This is a genomic window from Pseudomonas alliivorans, from assembly GCF_017826695.1.
Taxonomy (GTDB): domain Bacteria; phylum Pseudomonadota; class Gammaproteobacteria; order Pseudomonadales; family Pseudomonadaceae; genus Aquipseudomonas; species Aquipseudomonas alliivorans.
Genome location: NZ_JAFFZW010000004.1, coordinates 26,400 through 47,915, shown reverse-complemented (window position 1 = coordinate 47,915; position 21,516 = coordinate 26,400). Strand labels below are relative to the sequence as shown.

The window sequence follows — 21,516 nt, the reverse complement described above, 5'->3', positions numbered from 1 at the left end:
AGGCATGCCCACGCGGAGCGATGGGCACGATCAGTGTCAGGGCAGGCGTGTGTGCAAGGTCGAGCGCCCTGCACGGGGTAGATGGGTCGGACTTTTTCCCTACCAATACGTCTCCACCGCCACCTGCCCCGGCTTGCGTGACAGGCTGAGGCGCATGTCGCGCTGTTTGAGTACCGCGCGGGTGTCGTCGATCATCTGTGGGTTGCCACACAGCATGACTCGCGAATGTTCCGGCGTCATGGCAACGCCTGCCGCACGCTCCAGCTCGCCATTTTCAATCAGTTGCGTGATCCGTTCATTCAAGGCGCCGGGGGATCGCTCGCGAGTGACGACAGGCAGAAACTGGAATTTATCGGCGTACTCGGCCAGGTACTCACGCTGCATCAGTTCGCCAATCAGCTGCTGATAAGCCAGCTCCTTCGACTCACGCACGCTGTACACCAGAATCACACGCTCGAATTTCTCCCACACCTCGAAGTCCTGCAGGATCGACAGAAACGGTGCGACGCCAGTGCCTGTGGACAACAGCCACAGATCACGACCATCGATGAAGCGGTCCAGAGTCAGGTAACCGAAAGCCTGCTTTTCGACCATCAGGCTGTCACCTTCACGCAGGCGGCTCAGCTCGCTGGTGAACTCGCCGTCAGGCACGACGATGGAAAAGAACTCCAGGAACTCGTCATGGGGCGAAGACACCATCGAATAGGCTCGCCACACGGTGGTGCCATCTGCCTTGGTCACGCCCAGACGCGCGAACTGTCCTGCACGGAAGCGAAAGCCGGGATCGCGCGTGGTCCGCAACGTAAACAGACTGGGGGTCAACGGTGTGACACGCTGAAGCGTCTGCCGGGTGAACTTGTCTTCGCTGACGGTCATGGTGTGCCTCGGGCTCCCGAATGTGAACATTGGCCGTCAGTGTCCCGCAAAGTGCGCCAGATAAACACCGGCTGTTTGTAGTGGCTTGTCCATGACAGCGCCTGAAACGTTTAGAGCATTTGGTTCTTGCCTGCCCGCGCATGTTGCCGGCCTGTGCCTAACCGGCGTAACACAAACCGCGCTACGACGGGTGTTCCAGCCGTAATACGCGTTTTTGAGCACATAAAAGCCATCACCCCATCCGTCCGGATATTTTTCCGTCCGCAAAACTGCCTTGCCATTTTTCCTAGACTGGATAAAAGCACAGCGAAATCTCGCCATCAAAGGGTATGGGGGCGATTATGAAGAACATGGAAATCAACTCATCAAATCCATCGAATCCCAATGGTCTGACGGAACGAGAGATAGAAGTCCTCAAGTGGTCTGCCAAAGGCAAGACAGCAGGTGATATAGCCCTGATTCTATGCTTGAAGGAACGCACCATCCATTTTCACGTGGCCAGCGCAGTCCAGAAGCTGGGGGTGTGTAACAAGACTGCGGCCGTTGTTCAGGCAGCCTTGCTCGGCATGTTCTGAAAAAGCGGGCGAGCGGCACCAAATGGGCAGGTGTCAAAACGCAAAAAGTACGTAAAATCACCGCTCCCAGCGAGCCCGTCGATAGACGGACTTACGTGATACACGCACGCCTGCACAGAGTTTTCCTGCCAATGCCCTTGCTCATCAGCCCTTTCGCTCAGCTTGATCTTATTCGCCAGCCCGAACAGCAAGATGAGCCGCTTCAGGCATTCGATGCCGCTGATGAGTACCTGCTCAACCACGTAGCGGAAATCGGGCTGACTCTGCAGAGCCGGGTCTTGGTGCTCAATGACAGTTTTGGCGCGCTGGCGGCCAGCCTTGCCCCTCATGCCGCCGTTGTAAGCAGCACCGACTCGTTTCTCGCCGCCCAGGGCCTCGAGAAAAACCTGACCCGCAACGGTATGGCCTACGACAGTGTGCCGCTGATTCCTGCCAGCGAGCCATTGACCGGTCCTTTCGACTGGGTGCTGATCCGGGTCCCCAAAACGCTGGCGCTGCTCGAAGAGCAACTCATTCGTCTGCAAGGCCAGCTGGCACCCGGCGCACGTGTGATAGCGGCAGCAATGATCAAGCACCTGCCGCGCTCGGCCGGTGATCTGCTTGAAGAGTACGTCGGGCCGGTTCAAGCCTCGCTCGCTGTCAAGAAAGCCCGCCTGCTGTTTGCCACGCCACAGATCAGGGAACTCAGGACGTCGCCCTACCCCACGCGCTACGCACTCGACGAGCCAGCCATCGAACTGCTCAACCATGCCAACGTGTTCTGTCGGGAAGGTCTGGATATCGGCACGCGCGCCTTCCTGCCCTATCTGCCGAAAAACCTCGGTTCAGCGCGCGTTGCCGATCTGGGCTGCGGCAACGGCGTGCTGGCGATTGCCAGCGCACTGGAAAACCCGCAGGCGCATTACACCCTGGTCGACGAGTCATACATGGCCGTGCAGTCCGCTGCTGAAAACTGGCAGGCCAGTCTGGGCGACCGGGAGGTGGTTATCCGTGCCGCCGACGGGCTGGCGGGACAGGAGCCTGACTCGCTGGACGTGGTGCTGTGCAACCCGCCCTTCCACCAGCAACAGGTAGTGGGTGACTTTCTGGCCTGGCGGATGTTCCAGCAGGCCCGCGCCGCGCTTGTCACGGGCGGCGCGCTGTACATCGTCGGCAATCGCCATTTGGGCTATCACACCAAGCTGTCGCGGCTGTTCCGAGGCGTCGAGCAGGTCGCGGCAACGCCCAAGTTCGTGATACTGAAAGCCCGCAAGTAATCACCCTCGTTTTCGCAGCAAAAAAAACCCTCCGAAACCGGAGGGTTTGTAAAACGTGTCCGTGGACACGGTGTGGGAATGCTTTCAGTGACGATCAGTGCGTCGTCAGGCCCGCTGCGTTCATGAACATCCGCATCAGGCTGGCAACGATAAACAGTGCAAACACACTGCCCGCCCAGATGCCGACCAGCCAGGCCAGTCGTTGCCAGAGCGGCTTGCTCAGCGCCGGATCCGGGTCGTGCATCGAGTTCTTGCCAGACATGATCAATCTCCTCTGTTCGGACTAGTGATAACCGTCTTCTGCGGTGACTTTGCCGCGGAACACGTAGTAGCTCCAGAAGGTGTATCCGAGGATGAACGGGATGATGAACAGCGTACCGACCAGCATGAAGCCCTGGCTTTGCGGCGGCGCAGCGGCTTCCCAGATCGAAACGGACGGCGGGATGATGTTCGGCCACAGGCTGATGCCCAACCCGCTGTAACCCAGGAAGATCAGCAGCAGGGTCAGCAGGAACGGCGTGTAATGCGCGTTGCGTGCCACGGCCTTGAACAACCCGTACATGGTCACCAACACCAGAATCGGCACCGGCATGAACCAGACAAGGTTCGGCATGCTGAACCAGCGGTGTGCGATGTCAGCATGGGCCAGTGGCGTCCACAGGCTGACCACACCCATTACCACCAGCACAGCCACCGCCAGAGGACGCGCCAGATCATGCATCGCTTTCTGCAGAGGCCCTTCGGTTTTCATGATCAGCCAAGTGCAGCCCAGCAGTGCGTAAGCCACGATCAGCGCCAGGCCGCAGAACATCGGAAACGGCGCCAGCCAGTCGAGTGAGCCGCCTGCAAACTGGCGGTTCACCACCGGTATGCCCTCGATGAATGCACCCAGCGCCACGCCCTGAAAGAACGTTGCTGCCAACGAGCCGCCGATGAACGCCTTGTCCCACAGGTGACGTTTCTCGTCGGTCGCCTTGAAGCGGAACTCGAACGCAACGCCACGGAAGATCAGGCCCATCAGCATGAACATCAACGGCAGGTACAGCGCCGACAGCACCACCGAGTAAGCCAGCGGGAACGCGCCGAACAACGCGGCGCCGCCCAATACCAGCCAGGTTTCGTTGCCGTCCCAGACCGGTGCGACGGTGTTCATCATCACGTCGCGGTCGGAACTGTCCTTCATGAACGGGAAGAGAATCCCGATACCCAGGTCGAAGCCGTCCATCACAACGTACATCATGATGCCGAAGATGATGATGACGGCCCAGATCAGCGGAAGATCGATACCCATGGCTTAATTCCCCTTGCCGAGCGCGTCAACGTTGTCGCCATCTTCTGCGCTTTCAACGGCAGCAGAGAGCGGACGGGCCGGTGTACGTTTCTGACCGGGGCCACCGTGCGGCACATGCTCGACGTAAGCCTTCGGACCTTTGCGTACCAGACGCATCATGTAGCCCAGGCCCGCGCCGAACAGCACGAAGTAGACGACCACGAACAGCACCAGAGTAATGCTCATCTGAGCGACGCTGTGCCCTGACGAGGCATCGGCGGTGCGCATCAGACCGTAGACGACCCACGGCTGGCGGCCGATCTCGGTGGTGAACCAGCCCGCCAGGATCGCAACCAGACCGGAAGGCCCCATCCACAACGCCAGGTACAGGAACGGACGAGACTGATAGAGCGTGCCGCGCTTGCGCAGCCACAGGCTCCACAGACCGGTCAGGATCATCAGCATGCCCAGCGCAACCATGACCCGGAACGACCAGAACACGATGGTCGAATTCGGACGGTCTTCAGGTTTGAATTCCTTCAACGCCGGAACCTGCTTGTCCAGGCTGTGGGTCAGGATAAGGCTGCCCAGATAAGGAATTTCCACCGCGTATTTGGTGCGCTCTTCCTTCATGTCCGGAATACCGAACAGGATCAGCGGGGTCGGTTCATCACCAACGTTTTCCCAGTGGCCTTCAATCGCGGCAATCTTGGCGGGCTGATGCTTGAGCGTATTCAGACCGTGGAAGTCACCTACGACAGCCTGAATCGGCGCAACGATCAGTGCCATCCACATGGCCATCGAGAGCATCTTGCGCACCGCTGGCGTGTCGCGGCCACGCAACAGGTGCCAGGCAGCCGAGGAGCCGACAAAGAACGCCGTCGCGACAAAGGCAGCAATCGCCATGTGCGTCAGGCGGTACGGGAACGACGGGTTGAAGACCACCGCGAACCAGTCGGTCGGGATCACGCGGCCGTCGATGATTTCGAAGCCTTGCGGGGTCTGCATCCAGCTGTTGGACGACAGAATCCAGAACGTGGAAATCAGCGTGCCGATGGCGACCATGATCGTGGAGAAGAAGTGCAGGTTGCGCCCGACACGGTTCCAGCCGAACAGCATCACGCCGAGGAAGCCGGCCTCGAGGAAGAACGCCGTCAACACTTCATACGTCAGCAGCGGTCCCGTGACAGCGCCTGCAAAGTCAGAGAAGCGGCTCCAGTTGGTGCCGAATTGATAGGCCATGACCAGTCCGGAAACCACACCCATGCCGAAGTTGACAGCAAAGATCTTGGACCAGAAGTGGTACAGGTCGCGATACACATCTTCGCGGGTCTTCAGCCACAGGCCTTCGAGCACAGCCAGATAACTTGCCAGACCGATGGTGATGGCAGGAAACAGGATGTGGAACGAAATCGTGAATGCGAACTGAATTCGGGCGAGATCGATAGCCTCCAAACCGAACATAAGTGTTCCTCTCTCAGGTGAAACCGGCTGTTGGCAGAAAGCCAACAGTGACTGCCCCCACGTTTATGGAGTGCTTGTCTTTCTATTTGTTCTGATGACGTACGCAGGGATTGGCGGGTTGGCTCACATCAGCGGTCATTGCGCAATGACACAGGTCAACCGACACGTAAAGAGTAGTCCCATTCAGCCACTTGAGCCGTGTGGTCTTTTGTCGCGTGGCGCGATGACTCACCTGGGCGGGGTCTTGAGGACGCCAATCGTGCGCATGCTCTGCTCGGGCATGCAGCCCGTGGCACTCTGCGCCACATCAACGGCGGACGCAGAGCATTGTCATGCAGGAGCGGGTCGATCGTCTCCTGCATGCCGTTTGCCGGGAACGGACTACAACAGCTTGTCCAGCGTGATCGGAAACTCGCGGACCCGTTTTCCGGTAGCATGGTAGATGGCATTGGCAATCGCAGCAGGAACACCCACGATGCCGATTTCACCGACGCCCTTGGAACCCAGCGCATTGACGATCTCGTCATGTTCTTCGACGAACAGCACGTCAATGTCGCCGATATCCGCGTTTACCGGAATGTGGTACTCGGCGAGGCTATGATTCATCGGACGTCCCAGACCGTGATCGACCATAGCCTCTTCCTGCAACGCCATGCCCATGCCCCAGACCACACCGCCAAGGATCTGGCTGCGCGCCATCTTGGGATTGACCACGCGTCCGGCCGCAATGGCGCTGACCACACGATTGACCTTGATGGTGCCCAGATCCTCGTCCACCAGCACTTCGACGAACACCGCCGAATGGGTGGCCGCCGCATAGGCTTCACGTTTTTTGTCCGGCTCGGCATCGACCTGAACTTCGATCACGCCACTGGCTTGAGCCGCCGCCAGTTCAGCCATCGAGACGACCTGATCACCCAGATACAGGCTGCCCGACTCAAACCGCACCTCATCCGGCGTAGCCGAGGCGTATTGCGGGTACATGCCCTTGGCGACTTCCAGCAACTGACGCTGCAAGGCCTGACATGCTTGCTGCACCGCTGTACCGACCGACGACACCGTAAACGAGCCACCTTGCAGCGGCGCGGTTGGCAACGAAGAATCGCCCAACAGGAACGTCACGTCTTCCACCGCCAGTCCCAGTGTTTCGGCGGCAATCTGGGTCATGACCGTGTAAGTGCCGGTGCCGATGTCAGTGGTGGCACTGCTGACCACCAGCTTGCCATCCGAACCGAGACGCGCCTTGGCGCTGGCTTTCATCTGCATCGCCTCCCAGACGCCCCCCGCCATGCCCCAGCCCACCAGTTGGCGGCCTTCGCGCATGCTGCGAGGTTCGGGGTTACGACGGTCCCAGCCAAATCGTTCGGCACCCTGTGCATAACATTCACGCAGCTCCTTGCTGGAGTACGGTTTGTCTTCGTTACCGTTGCGCTCGGCAAAATTGGTCAGACGCAGGCGTACAGGATCGATGGCGAGCGCACACGCCAGTTCATCCATCGCGCATTCCAGCCCGATCATGCCCAACGCGGCACCCGGCGCACGCATGTCCAGCGGCGTGAACACGTCCAGCGGCACCAGCTTGTAGGTCAACTGCACGTTGTCGCACTGATAGAGCATGCCGCTCCATTCCACGACGTGCTCGGTGAAGTCTTCGAAGCGCGAGGTCTGGCCGATGGCTTCGTGTCCGACGGCCAGCAAACGCCCATTGGCCGCCGCGCCAAGGCGCAAACGCTGCACAGTGCGCGGGCGGTAGCCGAACGTGAACATCTGCTGACGTGTCAGGGTTACTCGCACCGAACGCTTCAGGTGCAAGGCGGCCATCACGGCCAGTGGCAATTGATACTGCGGACGCAGGCCCGAGCCGAATGCACCACCGACAAAGGCGGCCAACACGCGAATCCGGTCTTTTTCCAGGCCGAAGACCTTGTGCAGGTAATCCTGACAGTTCTGCGTGCCCTGGGTCTTGTCGTGAATCTGCAAGCTGCCGTCGGCCTGATACAGAACGGTCGACGCATGCGGCTCCATCGGGTTGTGGTACTCGCTGGGCGTGTTGTAGGTCACATCGACACTCAATGCCGAGCTGGCCAGTTCCGCCTCGAAGTTGCCACGCGGTTTGGGCAGGCTGGACGACACGTCGTGAGCCTGTGCCAATTCGGCCTGCAGGTCAGTCTGGTGTGCCTGCTGTTCGTAGGTGATCCGAATCAGCGAGCCTGCGTGCCGGGCCATTTCCAGCGACTCGGCCACCACCAGCGCAAGCGGCTGGCCGCTGTACAGCACGTTGTCGTTATAAAGAGGCCGAAACGGAGAACCGTCTGCAGAGTCGGCGTCCTCGTAGTTCTTGTCGTAGCTGGCCAGCGACGGACGGTTGGTATGGTCCAGAATCGCAACCACGCCCGGCACTTGAAGGGCCTCGGAGGTATCGATGTTCAGCACACGGCCATTGGCGATGGTGCTGGAAACGACACTGCCAAACAGCAGTCCGTCCTCAGGGTATTCTCCGGCGTAACGTGCGCCGCCGGTGACTTTCAGTTTGCCGTCGACTCGGTCTACGGGCTTGCCCATCGGGGAGAAGGGAACATTCATTGGGCAGTACCTCCCAGTGCTGCGTCGCTCAGAGCGCGGATGATCGCGCGGCGCGCCAGCTTGACCTTGAACGCGTTGTGCTCGAGCGGCTGCGCGTCAGCCAGCATGGCGTCTGCGGCCGCAGCAAAGGACTCGCGAGTGGCGGGCTTGCCGATCAGCAAACGCTCGACTTGCTTATCACGCCACGGTTTGTGGGCCACACCGCCAAGCGCCAGACGTGCATCGGTTACCACATCGCCATCCAGCTCCAGTGCCGCCGCGACCGACACCAGCGCAAACGCATAGGACGCACGGTCACGAACCTTCAGGTAGGCGCTGTGACCCATGAAGCGTGGCGCGGGCAGTTCAATGGCAGTAATCAGTTCATCGTCGGCCAACTGATTGTCACGTTGTGGCGCATCGCCCGGCAGACGATGGAAATCTGCGAACTCAATGGTGCGGCGACCGGCACGGCCTTCTACATGCACCACCGCTTCCAGCGCAGCCATGGCCACACACATGTCAGATGGATGCGTCGCAACGCAGTCATCGCTGGCGCCGAAGATCGCGTGAATGCGATTGAGGCCGTCTTTTGCAGGACAACCACTGCCCGGCTCACGCTTGTTGCACGGCACGCTGGCGTCATAGAAGTAGTAACAGCGGGTACGCTGCAACAGATTGCCACCGGTACTGGCCATGTTGCGCAGTTGCGGCGATGCGCCAGCCAGCAGTGCCTGGCTCAACAGCGGATACCGCTGCTCGACCAGAGGATGCCAGGCCAGGTCGGCATTACTGACCAGCGCGCCGATCATCAAGCCGCCCGAGGCGGTTTCAGTGACGTCCTTGAGCGGCAGGTCGTTGATGTCGATCAGGTGCTCGGGGCGAGCGACGTTTTCCTTCATCAGGTCGAGCAGGTTGGTGCCGCCCGCGATGAATCGCGTGGCAGGACCGCTCAGGTCGATGGCGGAACGGATGTCGGCAGGCCTGCTGTAGGTGAATGGATTCATGCGCTCACCTTTTGCTCTTGAGCCTGAGCCTGGGTGGCGTCGTGAAACTGCGGCAAGGCCTCCTCCACCGCAGCAAGGATGTTGCTGTAGGCGCCGCAGCGGCACAGGTTACCGCTCATCAGTTCCTGGATCTCGGCGCGGTTGGTGGCACGCCCTTCATTGGCAAGGCCGACCGCCGAGCAGATCTGCCCCGGCGTGCAGTAGCCGCACTGGAAAGCATCATGCTTGATGAATGCCTGCTGCATCGGATGCAGCGTGTCGCCATCCGCCAAGCCTTCGATGGTGGTCAGTTCGGCGCCATCGCACATGATCGCCAGCGTCAGGCAGGCATTGATCCGCTTACCGTCGCGCAGTACGGTGCAAGCACCGCACTGACCGTGGTCGCAGCCTTTCTTGGTGCCGACCAGATCAAGCCGGTCGCGCAACAGGTCAAGCAAGGTGGTCCAGGGCTGTACATCGAGTTGACGCAGTTGCCCATTGAGGGTCAGCGAGATCGCATGACCTGCGACATCCTTGGGAATCGGGTTCGGAGCATTCATGGAAACCTCACGGTAGGTATTCGTACAGCGCACTTTTTATGCGTCTTAGGGGGTACGACTTCGCATGATTTGCAACGTTCAGGGTTTCTCGACAGCGATAGACAGGCGTGCAGATCATCTAAAAGCCGTCATCCACGCGCACCCATCGTGTTTGGCTGCTGGTATGATGCGCGGCTTTTTCCGACCCGCATCAATTTGCGGGCTGCCCAGGCGGCCTGTGCTTTGCTGTTGGAGTTGAATCATTCACGACGCAGGCCGCGTCACGGGGAGCCAGACATGCTGGAAAGGCTGTTTCAACTCAAGGCACATAACACCAACGTGAGGACTGAAATCCTCGCGGGCGTCACGACGTTCCTGGCGATGGCTTACATCCTGTTCGTCAACCCGAGCATCCTCGGACAGACTGGCATGGACAAGGGTGCGCTGTTCGTGGCGACCTGCCTGGCCGCCGCCATCGGTTCGGCCGTGATGGGTCTGATCGCCAATTACCCGATTGCCCTGGCACCGGGCATGGGCCTGAACGCCTTCTTCACCTACACCGTGGTTCTGCACATGGGCCATACGTGGCAGGTGGCGCTGGGTGCGGTGTTCCTGTCTGCGGTGATGTTCTTTCTGTTGTCGATCTTCCGTATCCGCGAATGGATCATCAACAGCATTCCCCTGCCCCTGCGCTCGGCCATTGCGGCCGGTATCGGCCTGTTTCTGGCGCTGATTGCCTTGCAAAACGCCGGTATCGTGGCGAGCCACCCGGTCACCATGCTCAGCATGGGCGATCTCAAGCAGCCCGCACCGATTCTGGCGACGCTGGGCTTCTTTCTGATCGTTGCACTGGACCAGCTCAAGGTCAAAGGCGCAGTGCTGATCGGCATCCTGGCGGTCACCATTGCTTCGATTGCGCTCGGCTTCAGTCAATTCGGCGGGATCATGTCGATGCCGCCCTCGCTGGCGCCGACCTTCCTGCAACTGGACATCATGGGCGCACTGGACGTCGGTCTGGTCAGCATCATCTTCGCCTTCCTGTTCGTGGATATCTTCGACAACTCCGGCACCCTGATCGGCGTGGCCAAGCGCGCCGGGCTGATGGGCAAAGACGGCCACATGCCGAAAATGGGCCGTGCCCTGATCGCCGATAGCACGGCGGCAATGGCCGGTTCCTTGCTCGGCACCTCGACCACCACCAGCTACATCGAATCCGCGGCTGGCGTGAGCGCCGGTGGCCGTACCGGCCTGACGGCCATTGTGGTGGCCATCCTGTTCCTGCTGGCGTTGTTCTTCGCGCCACTGGCCAGCAGCGTGCCGATCTATGCGACAGCGCCTGCCCTGCTGTTCGTCGCGGTGCTGATGGCCTCAGGCATGGCTGAAATCGACTGGGACGACATTACCGTCGCCGCGCCTGTAGTGATTACAACGCTGGCGATGCCGTTCACCTATTCCATCGCCAACGGCATCGCCTTTGGTTTCATTTCCTGGACGGCGATCAAACTGCTATCGGGCCGCGGGCGCGAGCTGAATGCCGCGCTGGTGATCCTGTCGATCCTGTTCGTGATCAAGCTGGGCTGGTTCAACGCATGAGTGTTCCTTTCGACCCCGCAGGCTACGAAAGTCAGCTTGCAGAAAAGACCGTACGCCTTCGCGAATTGCTGGCACCCTTCGATGCGCCAGAACCTCAGGTATTCGACTCGCCACGCGAGCATTACCGCCTGCGGGCCGAGTTCCGCCTGTGGCGCGAGGACCAGAAGCGTTACTACGCGATGTTCGCGCCGGGTGACAACAGGACGCCGATCCTGCTCGACGGCCTGCCGATTGCCAGCGAGCGTATCAATGCGCTGATGCCGGTACTGCGCGAGCGATGGGAAGCCAGCCCGAATCTGAACCACAAGCTGTTCCAGGTGGACTTTCTGACCACCCTGGCAGGCGATGCGATGATCACTTTGTGTTATCACCGCCCGCTGGATGACACCTGGCAGGCCGAAGCCGAGCAGCTGGCAGCCGAGCTCGACGTCAGCCTGATCGGGCGCTCAAAGGGCCAGCGTCTGGTCATCGGGCGTGACTATGTGACCGAACAGCTCGACGTTGCCGGACGCACGTTCAGTTATCGCCAGCCGGAAGGCGCGTTCACGCAGCCCAATGGCGCGGTAAACCAGAAGATGCTCAATTGGGCGTATGACGCGCTGGGCGAGCGCAATGACGATCTGCTGGAGCTGTATTGCGGCAACGGCAACTTCACCCTGCCGCTGGCCACCCGGGTGCGCAAGGTGCTGGCCACCGAAATCAGCAAGACCTCGGTCAATGCTGCGCTGAGCAATCTGGAAGACAACGCGGTCGACAACGTCACGCTGGTGCGTCTGTCTGCCGAAGAGTTGACCCAAGCGCTGAACGAGGTTCGTCCATTCCGTCGCCTGCAGGGTGTGGACCTCAAGCGCTACGAATTCGGCAGTGTGTTTGTCGATCCGCCGCGTGCAGGCATGGACGCAGACACCTGCGAGCTGACCCGCCGCTTCGAGCGCATTCTGTACATCTCGTGCAACCCGGAAACCCTGGCGGCCAACATCGCCCAGTTGCACGACACCCACCGGGTCAAGCGCTGCGCACTGTTTGACCAGTTCCCGTACACCCACCACATGGAGTCGGGAGTGTTACTAGTCAGGCGCTGAGACTGGAGACCGGTGCCCATAAGTCTCGCAGCAGGAACCGGATTGCGGGAGGCGGCTTGCCGGCGATGAGGCCGGTCCAGTCACTGATGCGGCGCTTGAAAAATCGCTTCGCCGGCAAGCCGCCTTCTACAGGTTATGCGTTGAGTCAGCGACTCGGGTTTTAGTCCCGCCTGGCGGCTATTCCGGACTCACGTGTGACGCTGAGCGCCGGGCGTGGAAACGCTCGATATGCACATCCGGGCCGGACAAACCGTCAACTTTTTCATTAGCTTCCTATCTATAAGCTGAGGTATAACCCGTAACGCGAACACACTGCTTCGATGGAAGTCTGTCTTGAGCTCTGAATCCCCCGCCGCTTCAACATCCGTCAAACTGTCCAGCCAACCCGGCTTCATCAGTTTCATTCTGTCGCGCCTGATGGCGGTCTTCGCCATGCAGATTCAGGCAGTGGTGGTCGCCTGGCAGGTCTATGACATGACCCGCGAGCCGATGGCGCTGGCCTATGTCGGCCTGGCCCAGTTCATCCCCATGCTGCTGTTGCTGATGCCTGCGGGGGATCTGATCGATCGCTACAACCGCAAGGTCATCCTGATGATCAGTTGGGGCGTTCAAGCAGTCTGCGGCCTGATTCTGCTGGTCTTCTCGGCCATGAATCTACAGGACTTGCGGCTGATCTACGGCGCGCTGATGCTTTACGGCTGCGCCCGCGCGTTCACCGGTCCCGCCCTGCAAAGCCTGTTGCCGCAGATCGTACCGCGCGAACAGCTCGCCTCGGCGATTGCCACCAACAGCGTGATCATGCGCTGCTCGACGGTCGGCGGTCCGCTGATTGGCGGCTACCTGTACTGGCTGGGCGGTGCAGAGCTGACCTATTCGGTGTGCGTGGCAGCGTTCATTGCCGGGATCCTGCTGCTGGTCAGGGTCGCGACGCCTTACGCAGGCAAACTGGTGGACCTGAGCGACAGCGCCTGGGGTCGATTCACGGCCGGAATCGCCTTCATCCGCTCACGCCCGATCATTCTGGGCACCATATCCCTGGACCTGTTCGCCGTGTTGCTGGGCGGCGTGGTGGCGCTGCTGCCGATCTATGCCCACGAAGTGCTTAACCTCGGCCCGCAAGGGCTCGGCATGCTTCGCGCGTCGATGAGTCTGGGTGAGCTGGCGACCGGGGTGTACCTGAGCATGCGTCCACTGGATCGCAATGTCGGCATGACCATGTTCATGGCAGTCGGGTTGTTCGGGGTGGCGAATCTGGTGTTTGCCTTGTCCACCTTATTCTGGCTGTCGTGCCTGGCGCTTTTGATCGCGGGGGCTGCGGACATGGTCAGCGTCTACATCCGCTCGGCACTGGTACAGTTCTCGACACCGGACAACATGCGCGGCCGTGTCAACGCGGTGAACATGCTGTTTATCGGCTCCTCCAACGAGCTTGGCGAATTCCGCGCAGGCACCAGCGCCTCGCTGATCGGTGCGATTCCAGCCGCGATCATGGGCGGTGTCTGCACGCTGGGCGTGGTCGGCGCATGGATGACCAGCTTCAAAACGCTGCGGCAGGTGGACCGCTTTGCCGACGCTACCCCCGCAGAAGTGTCAGAGAGCACGCTCGCAAAAGCACATTGAGCACCAGAGCCGCGCCGCCCGGATTCAGAAAACCGGTCTCGCGGCGCCGCTTCTTAGAACCAATCGGTCTCCCCTACCCTCTATACCTCGCATCATGCATTGCGCCGCCCGTGTTTCACTTGGCAGGGGACCGGTTGGCGCGTTTTGGTTTCACCAGCGACACTCATTGCACGACAAGAAGAGGGATCCGACATGCTCTGGAAAAAAGGCCGACGCAGCGACAACGTGGTCGATGCACGTGGTGAAAGTAGCGGCGGCGGTGGTGGCATGCGCATTGGAGGCAAGGGACTGAGCCTGGGCGGTATCGTGATCGTCGTCGCCATCGGATTACTGACCGGTCAGGACCCGATGCAGATTCTCGGACAACTCACCGGCCAGATGACCGAGCAAAGCGCCCCGACCAGTTCGCAGACACGTCAGGCACCACCGGCCAATGATCAACAGGCCGAGTTCGTGCGCAGCATTCTGGGCGACACCGAAGACACCTGGCGCGCAGTCTTCGCCCAGAACGGTCGTCAGTACAAGGACCCGACACTGGTGCTGTTCAGCGGCCAGGTGAACTCAGCCTGCGGTTTCGCAACCTCCGCGACGGGTCCGTTCTACTGCCCAGCCGACCAGCAGGTCTATCTGGATCTGGACTTCTTCCGCGAGATGTCGCAACGCTTCTCGGCTGCCGGCGACTTCGCTCAGGCGTACGTGATCGCCCACGAAGTCGGCCACCACGTACAGACCCAGCTGGGTATTTCCGCCAAGGTCGATGCCGCTCGCAAGTCTGGGCAGCGCATGGAAGGCAGCACCGGTTTATTGGTCCGTCAGGAGCTTCAGGCTGACTGTTTCGCAGGTGTTTGGGCCTATAACGCACAAAATCGTTTGAACTGGCTTGAGCCGGGTGATATTGAAGAAGCGTTGAACGCAGCCAACGCCATCGGCGATGATCGTCTTCAGCAGCAAAGCAGTGGTCGAGTCGTACCGGACTCCTTTACCCACGGCACTTCGGCCCAGCGAGTACGCTGGTTCAAGACCGGCTTTGCGCAAGGCCAAATCACCCAATGCGATACTTTCGCCGCCAAGAGTCTCTAAGCACATGATTAAACCGCTTCTGGTCCTGTTGTTAAGCACTGCCTTCGTGAGCCTCGGGGCTCATGCCGAGGATCAAGCGGTTAAATCGATCAGCCCGGACCGTCTGGCCATCAACGGCGCCGAGGCAACACTGGGGCTCAGCCAGGAATGGGTTCATCCAAAACCGAAAATCGAGCGTGTGGTGATCGTGCTGCACGGTCGCCTGCGCAATGCACAGACTTACTTGCGCAGCATCGAGCGTGCCGCCAACCAGTCGAAGGAGCGCAGCAAGACGCTGCTGATTGCGCCGCAGTTTCTGGATGAAAAAGACGTCGTCGCTCATCACCTGTCCGACAACATCCTGCGCTGGCGCCAGAACAGCTGGATGGAAGGCGCGACCGCCAGCGATCCCAAGCCCATCAGCTCGTTTCTGGTGCTGGACCACATCCTCAAGCGCCTGAGTGACAGCAAACTGTTTCCCAACCTCAAGGAAATCGTGATCGCCGGCCATTCCGGCGGCGCGCAGGTGGTGCAGCGCTACGCGATGATCGGTGGCAAGGAAGATGCCCTGCTGACCCGCGAAGGCGTGAAGCTGCGCTACGTGATTGCCAACCCGTCGTCCTATGCCTACTTCGATGCCGAGCGGCCTGAGTCTGTGACGGCACAGGCTTGCCCGAACTTCAATGACTGGAAATACGGCCTCAACAAGATGCCGTTCTATTCAGGCAAGGAAAAACCGGCGGATATCGAAAAAGGTTACGTGAAGCGTGACGTCACTTACCTGCTTGGCGAACTGGACACCGATCGCAACCATCCGGCACTCGACAAGACATGCGCGGCTGAAGCCCAGGGCGCCTATCGCCTGATCCGCGGCCAGAACTACTTCAGCTACCTGCAGAAACGCCACCCGGAAGGCCTGAATCAGCGTCTGGTGGTCGTGCCCAAGGTCGGCCATAACGGCGACGGGATTTTTACGTCACCTGAAGGCCAGGCGGTGCTGTTCAAGCCGTTTTGATGGGTAGCACACCCGAAGTGAACTCAACTCAAACGGTGGGAGGCGGCTTGCCGGCGATGGCGTCAGTTCAGGCACTCAAGGGTCGCCCGAGAAACTGAATCGCCGGCAAGCCGCCGCCCACGGGTTCTGCATTCATTCAGATAAACGCATGTGCCTGGCGCGGACGATGAAGCCGCCTGTCAATTCAACATACCGCGCAATGCCACGCAGTCCACAGCGTACCAGTCCGCCAGCTCAGGCCATGGATTCTCCGGTAGGTTTACCAAAACAGTCTTCGCACCCGCTGCCCGGCCGCAATCCAGGTCGTGGCGATAATCGCCGATCATCACCATCCTCTTCGGCTCCACGTCCCACGCACTGGCCAGTTTCAACAGGCCGGCCGGATGGGGCTTGGGTGTCGCTTCGTCGCGTCCCAGTACGTCGTCTACCGCAAAGCAGTCGGCAAGGCCGATGGCTTGCAGCGTGATGTGCGCCAGCTCGCGCGCGTTGCGCGTCAGGATGCCCAGGCGATAACCACGAGCCGCCAGCTCACGGACCAGTTCGACAGCACCGTCGGCGGGCAGCGAACCCAAGGCCAGCTCACGCTCGTGCTCCAGCAGCCAGGCGTGCTTGGCGGCGGACTCGGCCGCAGGCAATGCCGCGAGGTGGCCGAGAATATCGGCGTCCTGCGGGATGCCCAGTTCGCGCTTGATGGCCGGGAAATCGTGTACGGGGACGGTCAGCGTGCCGTCCATGTCGAACACCCAGTGGCGAATGTCATGCAGCGTCATGCCCAATCCTTTCGATGGCGGATCAGCCCTTCCTGACTGACCGAAGCAACCAGTTGCCCGGCGCGGTTGAAGATGCTGCCGCGCGAGAAACCGCGGGAGTTGCCTGCCCACGGGCTGTCCATGGCATACAGCAGCCAGTCGTCAGCACGCAGGTCGTTGTGGAACCACAATGAGTGATCGAGGCTGGCCACTTGCATGTCGCGCTGCCAGACAGTCTTGGCGTGCGGTTTGAGCGAGGTCGTCAGCAAGTTGAAGTCCGAGGCGTAGGCCAGCATGTACTTGTGCAGCGCAGGCGCGTCATTGAGAGTGCCATCGGCCCTGAACCACACATACTTCACCGGCTCACCGGGTTGCGGGTTGTAGGGGTCTTCAGCAGTCACCGGACGAAACTCGATGGGTTTGGGGCGCAGAAACTTGTCATGCACCGCTTCGGGGATCAGGTGTGCACGCTGTTGCATCAGTTCAAGTTCGGAAGGCAGGTTTTCCGGCCCGACGATCTGCGGCATCGCCGCCTGATGCTCGAAGCCTTCTTCGTCGTACTGGAACGATGCGCTGCAAGTGAAGATCGGCTTGCCCTTCTGGATCGCCGTGACGCGACGGGTGCTGAAACTGCCGCCGTCACGCACACGGTCCACTTGGTAGACCACCGGCAGCCCGGCATCGCCAGGTCGCAAAAAATAGCCGTGCAGTGAGTGAACGTGGCGGTCCTCCTCGACCGTCTGGCTGGCGGCAGACAGCGATTGCCCCAGCACCTGACCGCCGAACAGCTGGCGAAAGCCCAGATCCTGGCTACGACCGCGAAACAGGTTTTCTTCAATAGGTTCCAGCGTCAGCAGCTCAACCAGATCATCCAGCACTTGGCTCATGTTCATTCCTCGCACAAAACGTACCCGCACTCGCCCGGCAGCGACGGTCGGTGTGTTCGCGGCAGGCCCGCAAGGCCTGCGCTATTAAAGTGAAATGATACAGAAATAAGGCGGCGGGCTCAGTCAGGGTTTCAGGGTATTGAGCCACTGTTCGCGATTGATGCGATAAAGCACGTGCGGCTTGAGCGGGTGCCCGTCCTGCATGTTCGGATGCTCGAAATCGTCGGAAGGATCGCGCAGCATGCCGATCGCCTGCATCACCTTTTGCGAGGGCTCATTGCTCACGGCCGTAAACGACACGATTTCATCCAGTTTCAAGCGCTCGAAGCCGCAACCGAGCGCGGTCCAGGCCGCTTCGCTGGCGAAGCCCAGTCCCCAGTGCTCGCGTGCCAGCCTCCAGCCGATCTCGACGGCGGGCGTGAAGTGCGCGTCGAACCCCACCACGCCCAGCCCGGTAAAACCGATGAATGCACCGCTATCCTTGCGTTCAAGTGCCCACAGACCGAAACCCAGCTCGGCAAAATGCCCGCGCATCCGCCCGATCATGGCGGCGCTTTCGAGACGACTGAGGGGCTCGGGAAAATATCGCATGACCTGCGGGTCGGCGCACATGGCGGCAAACGCAGGCAAATCGTCGTCGCGCCACTGCCGCATCAGCAATCGGGCGCTGTCCAGCTTGAGTATCGGTTCCATCGATCTCCCCCGTAACCGTCATCTTCGGGCGCAAGTGTAATCTGTTGAAGTTGCAGCCAACTGTGCGACAAGGCGCATAACTGGCACTATCGGGCTTCGACCTTTGACCGGACGCAAAATGTCCCTGCCGCTGATCTATCACGACGACTACAGCCCGGAGTTTCCGGCTGACCATCGGTTTCCCATGGACAAGTTCCGTCTGCTGCGCGATCACTTGATCGACAGCGGCCTGACCCGCGACGTTCAATTATTACGCCCAGAGCTGTGTCCGGCCGATATTCTGGCCCTGGCACACGATCCCTCTTACATCAGCCGTTATCTGAGCGGCGACCTGTCACGCGAGGATCAGCGCCGTCTCGGCCTGCCGTGGAGCGAGGCACTGGCGCGCCGCACCATCCGGGCCGTGGGTGGCTCGCTGCTCACTGCCGACCAGGCGCTTGAGCACGGTCTGGCCTGCCATCTGGCGGGAGGCACCCACCATGCGCACTATGACTATCCGGCGGGTTTCTGCATCTTCAACGACCTGGCGGTGATCAGCCAGTACCTGCTGCAGAGCGGGCGTGTGGACAAGGTGCTGATCTTTGACTGCGACGTGCACCAGGGCGACGGCACAGCGCGCATTCTGGCCGACACAGAAGACGCCATCACCGTCTCGCTGCACTGCGAAAAGAACTTCCCGGCCCGCAAGGCACGGAGCGACTGGGATATCCCGCTGCCGATGGGCATGGGCGACAGCGATTACCTGAAAGTCGTCGATGACCTGCTCAACTACCTGCTGCCCATCTACAAGCCGGATCTGGTGCTGTACGACGCAGGCGTGGACGTCCACAAGGACGACGCGCTGGGTTATCTGCAACTCACCGATCAGGGTCTGGCAGATCGCGACGAGGCGGTACTGCGTCATTGCCTGGGTCGCGATATCCCCGTCATGGGCGTGATCGGTGGCGGTTACAGCAAGGACCGCCAGGCGCTGGCCCGGCGGCACGGCATCCTGCATCACAGCGCGCAACGGGTCTGGCAGGATCTGGGCCTGTGACAGGCCGGGCAGCAAATCTCGGGTAGAATGCCGCACTTTCCCGCCATCGATATTCAGCTGATCATGACCGACCTCACTGCCTCCGAACCTCAATCCGTTGCCATTATCGGAGGTGGACCTGCTGGCCTGATGGCGGCCGAAGTGCTGAGCCAGGCCGGGTTTCGGGTCGATCTGTATGACGGCATGCCGTCGGTCGGGCGCAAGTTTCTGCTGGCCGGGGTCGGCGGCATGAATATCACTCACTCCGAGCCCTACTCTGATTTTCTGTCACGCTATTTCGAACGTTCGCCGATGATCGCGCCGCTTCTTCGCCAGTTCGACGCGGACGCCTTGTGCGCGTGGATTCACGATCTGGGTGTCGACACCTTTATCGGCAGCTCGGGCAGAGTATTCCCCACGGACATGAAGGCCGCGCCCTTGCTGCGCGTCTGGCTGAAACGCCTGCGGGACGCTGGCGTGATCATCCACACCCGGCATCGCTGGCTGGGCTGGAACGCCGATGGCCACCTGCGCATCGCCCATCCCGAAGGTGAGTTGACGCTCCAACCGGCTGCCACGCTGTTGGCACTCGGAGGTGCCAGTTGGGCGAGACTGGGCTCCGATGGCGCCTGGGTGCCCTGGCTTGAAGAGCAGCAGGTGGATGTCGCGCCTTTGCAGGCCGCCAATTGCGGCTTTGAGGTCTCGGCCTGGAGCGAGTTGCTGCGCAGCAAGTTTGCCGGTGCCCCGCTGAAGAACATCGCCATGGGTTTGCAGGGGCAACCGCTGCGTCTGGGCGAGTGCGTGCTGACCGAAACGGGCGTGGAAGGCAGTCTGGTGTACGCGCTGTCGGCGCAGATTCGGCAACAGATCAACCTCAGCGGCTCGGCGAGCGTGAAGATTGATTTGCTGCCCGGAAAGTCCCAGGGCGATGTACACAAGGCCCTGAGCAAACCTCGCGGCTCGCGCTCGATGTCCAGGCACCTGCACAGTCAGTTGGGCCTCGACGGTGCCAAGGCCTCGTTGCTGCGAGAACTGGCGCCACGCGAAGCCTTCGATGATCCGACGCTGCTGAGTCAGGCAATCAAGGCCCTGCCCCTGCGACTGATCAGGCCACGGCCTATCGACGAAGCCATCAGCACCGCAGGTGGCGTGACCTTTGAATCCATGGACGAGCGCTTGATGCTCAGGCAACTGCCCGGCGTGTTCTGCGCCGGCGAAATGATCGACTGGGAAGCACCGACCGGCGGCTATCTCCTGACGGCCTGCTTCGCCAGCGGGCGGGCTGCCGGGCTGGGCATGGTGGAGTGGTTGCGCGGCAGGCGCTGATCGGTTTGCGCCACTGCGGAACGCGGACGTTCGTTGTTCCAAACACACTCATTGTGCGTAGTCTTTCAATTTCTCCTGCATGAAATCCAGAAAACACTGGATCCTCAGCGCCAACTGCGAGTTGCGGTAGTACACCGCGTTGATCGGCTGACGATAGCCGCTGTTGGCGTCTTGCAGAATGCCGAGCAGCCTTCCGTCTCGCAGGTCTTCGTGGGTCATGAAGTCGGACAGACAGGCAATCCCGATCCCCTCCAGCGCCAGATGACGCAAGGTGTCGCCACTGGATGCCGCAACACCAGGTTTGATCGGGTAGCGATCACCCCCGGCATGGCGCAGCGGCCAGTGATTGAGCACCTCCACCTGATTGAATCCCAGCAACGTGTGCCGGCAGAGCTCTTCGACTGTTTGTGGCGTGCCGTGGCGTTCCAGGTACGCAGGGCTGGCGACGATGTTCAGCAGGCAACTGCCCAGTGCGCGGGCATGCAGGGTCGAATCGGGCAGTGCGCCAATGCGGATTGCAATGTCGGTGTTCTGCTCCAGCAGGTCGATGAACCAGTCATCGCTGTTCAGTTCGAGCTGGATATACGGATAACGCTGCCTGAACTCCGCCACATGCGGCACCACCGAATGCAGCATGAACGGCGACGCTGCGTTGACGCGCAGACGTCCGGCCGGTGTCTGCCGTGAAGACATCAGGTGCTCTTCCAGACTTTCCATCTGCTCGAGGATCAAGCGTGCTCGAGTCAGGAAGAACTTGCCCTCCTCGGTCAGGTCCATGCGCCGCGTGGTGCGGTTGATCAGCGTGGTCTCAAGCTTGGCCTCAAGCCGCGACAAGGTACGGCTGATCCCCGACGGCGTCTGCCCCATCTTCTCGGCTGCGGCGGAAATGGAGCCGCTTTCGATCACCGAGACGAACACCTGCAACTCATCGGACCTGGCTTTCACTGTT

Annotated in this window: 20 protein-coding genes; 9 read left to right on the top strand and 11 right to left on the bottom strand. The window is 60.6% G+C overall.

Translation table 11 applies throughout. The features are described from left to right. Positions 1–99 precede the first annotated feature (99 nt). Positions 100–876: a ferredoxin--NADP reductase gene (locus JTJ32_RS12715; RefSeq protein WP_099226426.1), complete on the bottom strand. Its 777-nt coding sequence runs from the start codon at positions 874–876 to the stop codon at positions 100–102. Positions 877–1,217: 341 nt separating this feature from the next. Between JTJ32_RS12715 and JTJ32_RS12710 the strand changes: the two genes are divergently transcribed. Beyond that, complete coding sequence (locus JTJ32_RS12710; protein ID WP_099226496.1) at positions 1,218–1,451, top strand: helix-turn-helix domain-containing protein; 234 nt, start codon at positions 1,218–1,220, stop codon at positions 1,449–1,451. 131 nt (positions 1,452–1,582) lie between these two features. Next, positions 1,583–2,707, top strand: a complete 1,125-nt coding sequence (locus tag JTJ32_RS12705; protein ID WP_099226427.1) for a methyltransferase — start codon at positions 1,583–1,585, stop codon at positions 2,705–2,707. A gap of 94 nt (positions 2,708–2,801) precedes the next feature. Here JTJ32_RS12705 and JTJ32_RS12700 read toward each other — a convergent pair whose 3' ends face one another. The 6 genes from JTJ32_RS12700 to JTJ32_RS12675 form a co-directional block, all read right to left on the bottom strand. Further along, entirely contained in the window at positions 2,802–2,969 is a 168-nt protein-coding gene (locus JTJ32_RS12700; protein ID WP_073168748.1) for a DUF2474 domain-containing protein, read from the bottom strand. 21 nt (positions 2,970–2,990) lie between these two features. Beyond that, positions 2,991–3,998: a cytochrome d ubiquinol oxidase subunit II gene (gene cydB / locus JTJ32_RS12695; RefSeq protein WP_099226428.1), complete on the bottom strand. Its 1,008-nt coding sequence runs from the start codon at positions 3,996–3,998 to the stop codon at positions 2,991–2,993. A 3-nt stretch (positions 3,999–4,001) separates the two neighbouring features. Beyond that, complete coding sequence (locus JTJ32_RS12690; protein WP_099226429.1) at positions 4,002–5,441, bottom strand: cytochrome ubiquinol oxidase subunit I; 1,440 nt, start codon at positions 5,439–5,441, stop codon at positions 4,002–4,004. A gap of 381 nt (positions 5,442–5,822) precedes the next feature. Then, on the bottom strand, positions 5,823–8,024 hold the full coding sequence (locus JTJ32_RS12685) for a xanthine dehydrogenase family protein molybdopterin-binding subunit (protein WP_210042252.1): 2,202 nt from the start codon (positions 8,022–8,024) through the stop codon (positions 5,823–5,825). Further along, entirely contained in the window at positions 8,021–9,010 is a 990-nt protein-coding gene (locus tag JTJ32_RS12680) for an FAD binding domain-containing protein (RefSeq protein WP_184321377.1), read from the bottom strand. The genes JTJ32_RS12685 and JTJ32_RS12680 overlap by 4 nt, the downstream gene beginning before the upstream one ends. Continuing rightward, positions 9,007–9,549, bottom strand: coding sequence for a (2Fe-2S)-binding protein (locus JTJ32_RS12675; RefSeq protein WP_099226432.1), 543 nt, complete (start codon positions 9,547–9,549; stop codon positions 9,007–9,009). Before JTJ32_RS12675 ends, JTJ32_RS12680 begins: the two co-directional genes overlap by 4 nt. A gap of 276 nt (positions 9,550–9,825) precedes the next feature. On the opposite strand from JTJ32_RS12675, the gene JTJ32_RS12670 reads away from it, so the two are divergent. The 5 genes from JTJ32_RS12670 to JTJ32_RS12650 all read left to right on the top strand — a co-directional run bounded on the left by JTJ32_RS12670 (position 9,826) and on the right by JTJ32_RS12650 (position 15,897). Further along, a complete protein-coding gene (locus JTJ32_RS12670; RefSeq protein WP_099226433.1) occupies positions 9,826–11,121 on the top strand; it encodes an NCS2 family permease in 1,296 nt (431 codons plus the stop codon). Then, on the top strand, positions 11,118–12,203 hold the full coding sequence (gene trmA / locus JTJ32_RS12665; RefSeq protein WP_210042250.1) for a tRNA (uridine(54)-C5)-methyltransferase TrmA: 1,086 nt from the start codon (positions 11,118–11,120) through the stop codon (positions 12,201–12,203). The genes JTJ32_RS12670 and trmA overlap by 4 nt, the downstream gene beginning before the upstream one ends. Before the next feature lie 333 nt (positions 12,204–12,536). After that, positions 12,537–13,823 carry an MFS transporter gene (locus JTJ32_RS12660; protein WP_210042247.1) on the top strand — a complete coding sequence of 429 codons (1,287 nt, stop codon included), beginning with the start codon at positions 12,537–12,539 and terminating at the stop codon, positions 13,821–13,823. A gap of 192 nt (positions 13,824–14,015) precedes the next feature. Next, complete coding sequence (gene ypfJ, locus JTJ32_RS12655) at positions 14,016–14,903, top strand: KPN_02809 family neutral zinc metallopeptidase (protein ID WP_184321385.1); 888 nt, start codon at positions 14,016–14,018, stop codon at positions 14,901–14,903. Between the two features lie 4 nt (positions 14,904–14,907). Continuing rightward, positions 14,908–15,897 (top strand): alpha/beta hydrolase, encoded by a 990-nt coding sequence (locus JTJ32_RS12650; RefSeq protein WP_210042245.1) that lies wholly within the window; start codon positions 14,908–14,910, stop codon positions 15,895–15,897. A gap of 179 nt (positions 15,898–16,076) precedes the next feature. Here JTJ32_RS12650 and JTJ32_RS12645 read toward each other — a convergent pair whose 3' ends face one another. The 3 genes from JTJ32_RS12645 to JTJ32_RS12635 all read right to left on the bottom strand — a co-directional run bounded on the left by JTJ32_RS12645 (position 16,077) and on the right by JTJ32_RS12635 (position 18,226). Further along, complete coding sequence (locus JTJ32_RS12645) at positions 16,077–16,667, bottom strand: HAD family hydrolase (protein WP_180274226.1); 591 nt, start codon at positions 16,665–16,667, stop codon at positions 16,077–16,079. Then, on the bottom strand, positions 16,664–17,533 hold the full coding sequence (gene tesB, locus JTJ32_RS12640) for an acyl-CoA thioesterase II (protein WP_099226438.1): 870 nt from the start codon (positions 17,531–17,533) through the stop codon (positions 16,664–16,666). The genes JTJ32_RS12645 and tesB overlap by 4 nt, the downstream gene beginning before the upstream one ends. Positions 17,534–17,656: 123 nt before the next feature. After that, positions 17,657–18,226 (bottom strand): GNAT family N-acetyltransferase, encoded by a 570-nt coding sequence (locus JTJ32_RS12635; protein WP_099226439.1) that lies wholly within the window; start codon positions 18,224–18,226, stop codon positions 17,657–17,659. A gap of 118 nt (positions 18,227–18,344) precedes the next feature. Between JTJ32_RS12635 and JTJ32_RS12630 the strand changes: the two genes are divergently transcribed. Next, positions 18,345–19,262: a histone deacetylase family protein gene (locus tag JTJ32_RS12630; RefSeq protein WP_210042243.1), complete on the top strand. Its 918-nt coding sequence runs from the start codon at positions 18,345–18,347 to the stop codon at positions 19,260–19,262. A 63-nt stretch (positions 19,263–19,325) separates the two neighbouring features. Further along, positions 19,326–20,567 (top strand): TIGR03862 family flavoprotein, encoded by a 1,242-nt coding sequence (locus JTJ32_RS12625; RefSeq protein WP_210042495.1) that lies wholly within the window; start codon positions 19,326–19,328, stop codon positions 20,565–20,567. Positions 20,568–20,615: 48 nt separating this feature from the next. Here the strand turns inward: JTJ32_RS12625 and JTJ32_RS12620 are convergent, their stop codons facing one another. Continuing rightward, the gene (locus tag JTJ32_RS12620; protein WP_210042242.1) at positions 20,616–21,512 is read right to left on the bottom strand and encodes a LysR substrate-binding domain-containing protein; all 897 of its coding nucleotides are present in this window, start codon (positions 21,510–21,512) and stop codon (positions 20,616–20,618) included. Positions 21,513–21,516: the final 4 nt, after the last annotated feature.

Bases quoted from the DNA above. Each gene is read 5' to 3' on its own strand.
- JTJ32_RS12715 (WP_099226426.1), bottom strand. From the start codon at position 876: ATGACCGTCAGCGAAGACAAGTTCACCCGGCAGACGCTTCAGCGTGTC.
- JTJ32_RS12710 (WP_099226496.1), top strand. From the start codon at position 1,218: ATGAAGAACATGGAAATCAACTCATCAAATCCATCGAATCCCAATGGT.
- JTJ32_RS12705 (WP_099226427.1), top strand. From the start codon at position 1,583: ATGCCCTTGCTCATCAGCCCTTTCGCTCAGCTTGATCTTATTCGCCAG.
- JTJ32_RS12700 (WP_073168748.1), bottom strand. From the start codon at position 2,969: ATGTCTGGCAAGAACTCGATGCACGACCCGGATCCGGCGCTGAGCAAG.
- cydB (WP_099226428.1), bottom strand. From the start codon at position 3,998: ATGGGTATCGATCTTCCGCTGATCTGGGCCGTCATCATCATCTTCGGC.
- JTJ32_RS12690 (WP_099226429.1), bottom strand. From the start codon at position 5,441: ATGTTCGGTTTGGAGGCTATCGATCTCGCCCGAATTCAGTTCGCATTC.
- JTJ32_RS12685 (WP_210042252.1), bottom strand. From the start codon at position 8,024: ATGAATGTTCCCTTCTCCCCGATGGGCAAGCCCGTAGACCGAGTCGAC.
- JTJ32_RS12680 (WP_184321377.1), bottom strand. From the start codon at position 9,010: ATGAATCCATTCACCTACAGCAGGCCTGCCGACATCCGTTCCGCCATC.
- JTJ32_RS12675 (WP_099226432.1), bottom strand. From the start codon at position 9,549: ATGAATGCTCCGAACCCGATTCCCAAGGATGTCGCAGGTCATGCGATC.
- JTJ32_RS12670 (WP_099226433.1), top strand. From the start codon at position 9,826: ATGCTGGAAAGGCTGTTTCAACTCAAGGCACATAACACCAACGTGAGG.
- trmA (WP_210042250.1), top strand. From the start codon at position 11,118: ATGAGTGTTCCTTTCGACCCCGCAGGCTACGAAAGTCAGCTTGCAGAA.
- ypfJ (WP_184321385.1), top strand. From the start codon at position 14,016: ATGCTCTGGAAAAAAGGCCGACGCAGCGACAACGTGGTCGATGCACGT.
- JTJ32_RS12650 (WP_210042245.1), top strand. From the start codon at position 14,908: ATGATTAAACCGCTTCTGGTCCTGTTGTTAAGCACTGCCTTCGTGAGC.
- JTJ32_RS12645 (WP_180274226.1), bottom strand. From the start codon at position 16,667: ATGACGCTGCATGACATTCGCCACTGGGTGTTCGACATGGACGGCACG.
- tesB (WP_099226438.1), bottom strand. From the start codon at position 17,533: ATGAGCCAAGTGCTGGATGATCTGGTTGAGCTGCTGACGCTGGAACCT.
- JTJ32_RS12635 (WP_099226439.1), bottom strand. From the start codon at position 18,226: ATGGAACCGATACTCAAGCTGGACAGCGCCCGATTGCTGATGCGGCAG.
- JTJ32_RS12630 (WP_210042243.1), top strand. From the start codon at position 18,345: ATGTCCCTGCCGCTGATCTATCACGACGACTACAGCCCGGAGTTTCCG.
- JTJ32_RS12625 (WP_210042495.1), top strand. From the start codon at position 19,326: ATGACCGACCTCACTGCCTCCGAACCTCAATCCGTTGCCATTATCGGA.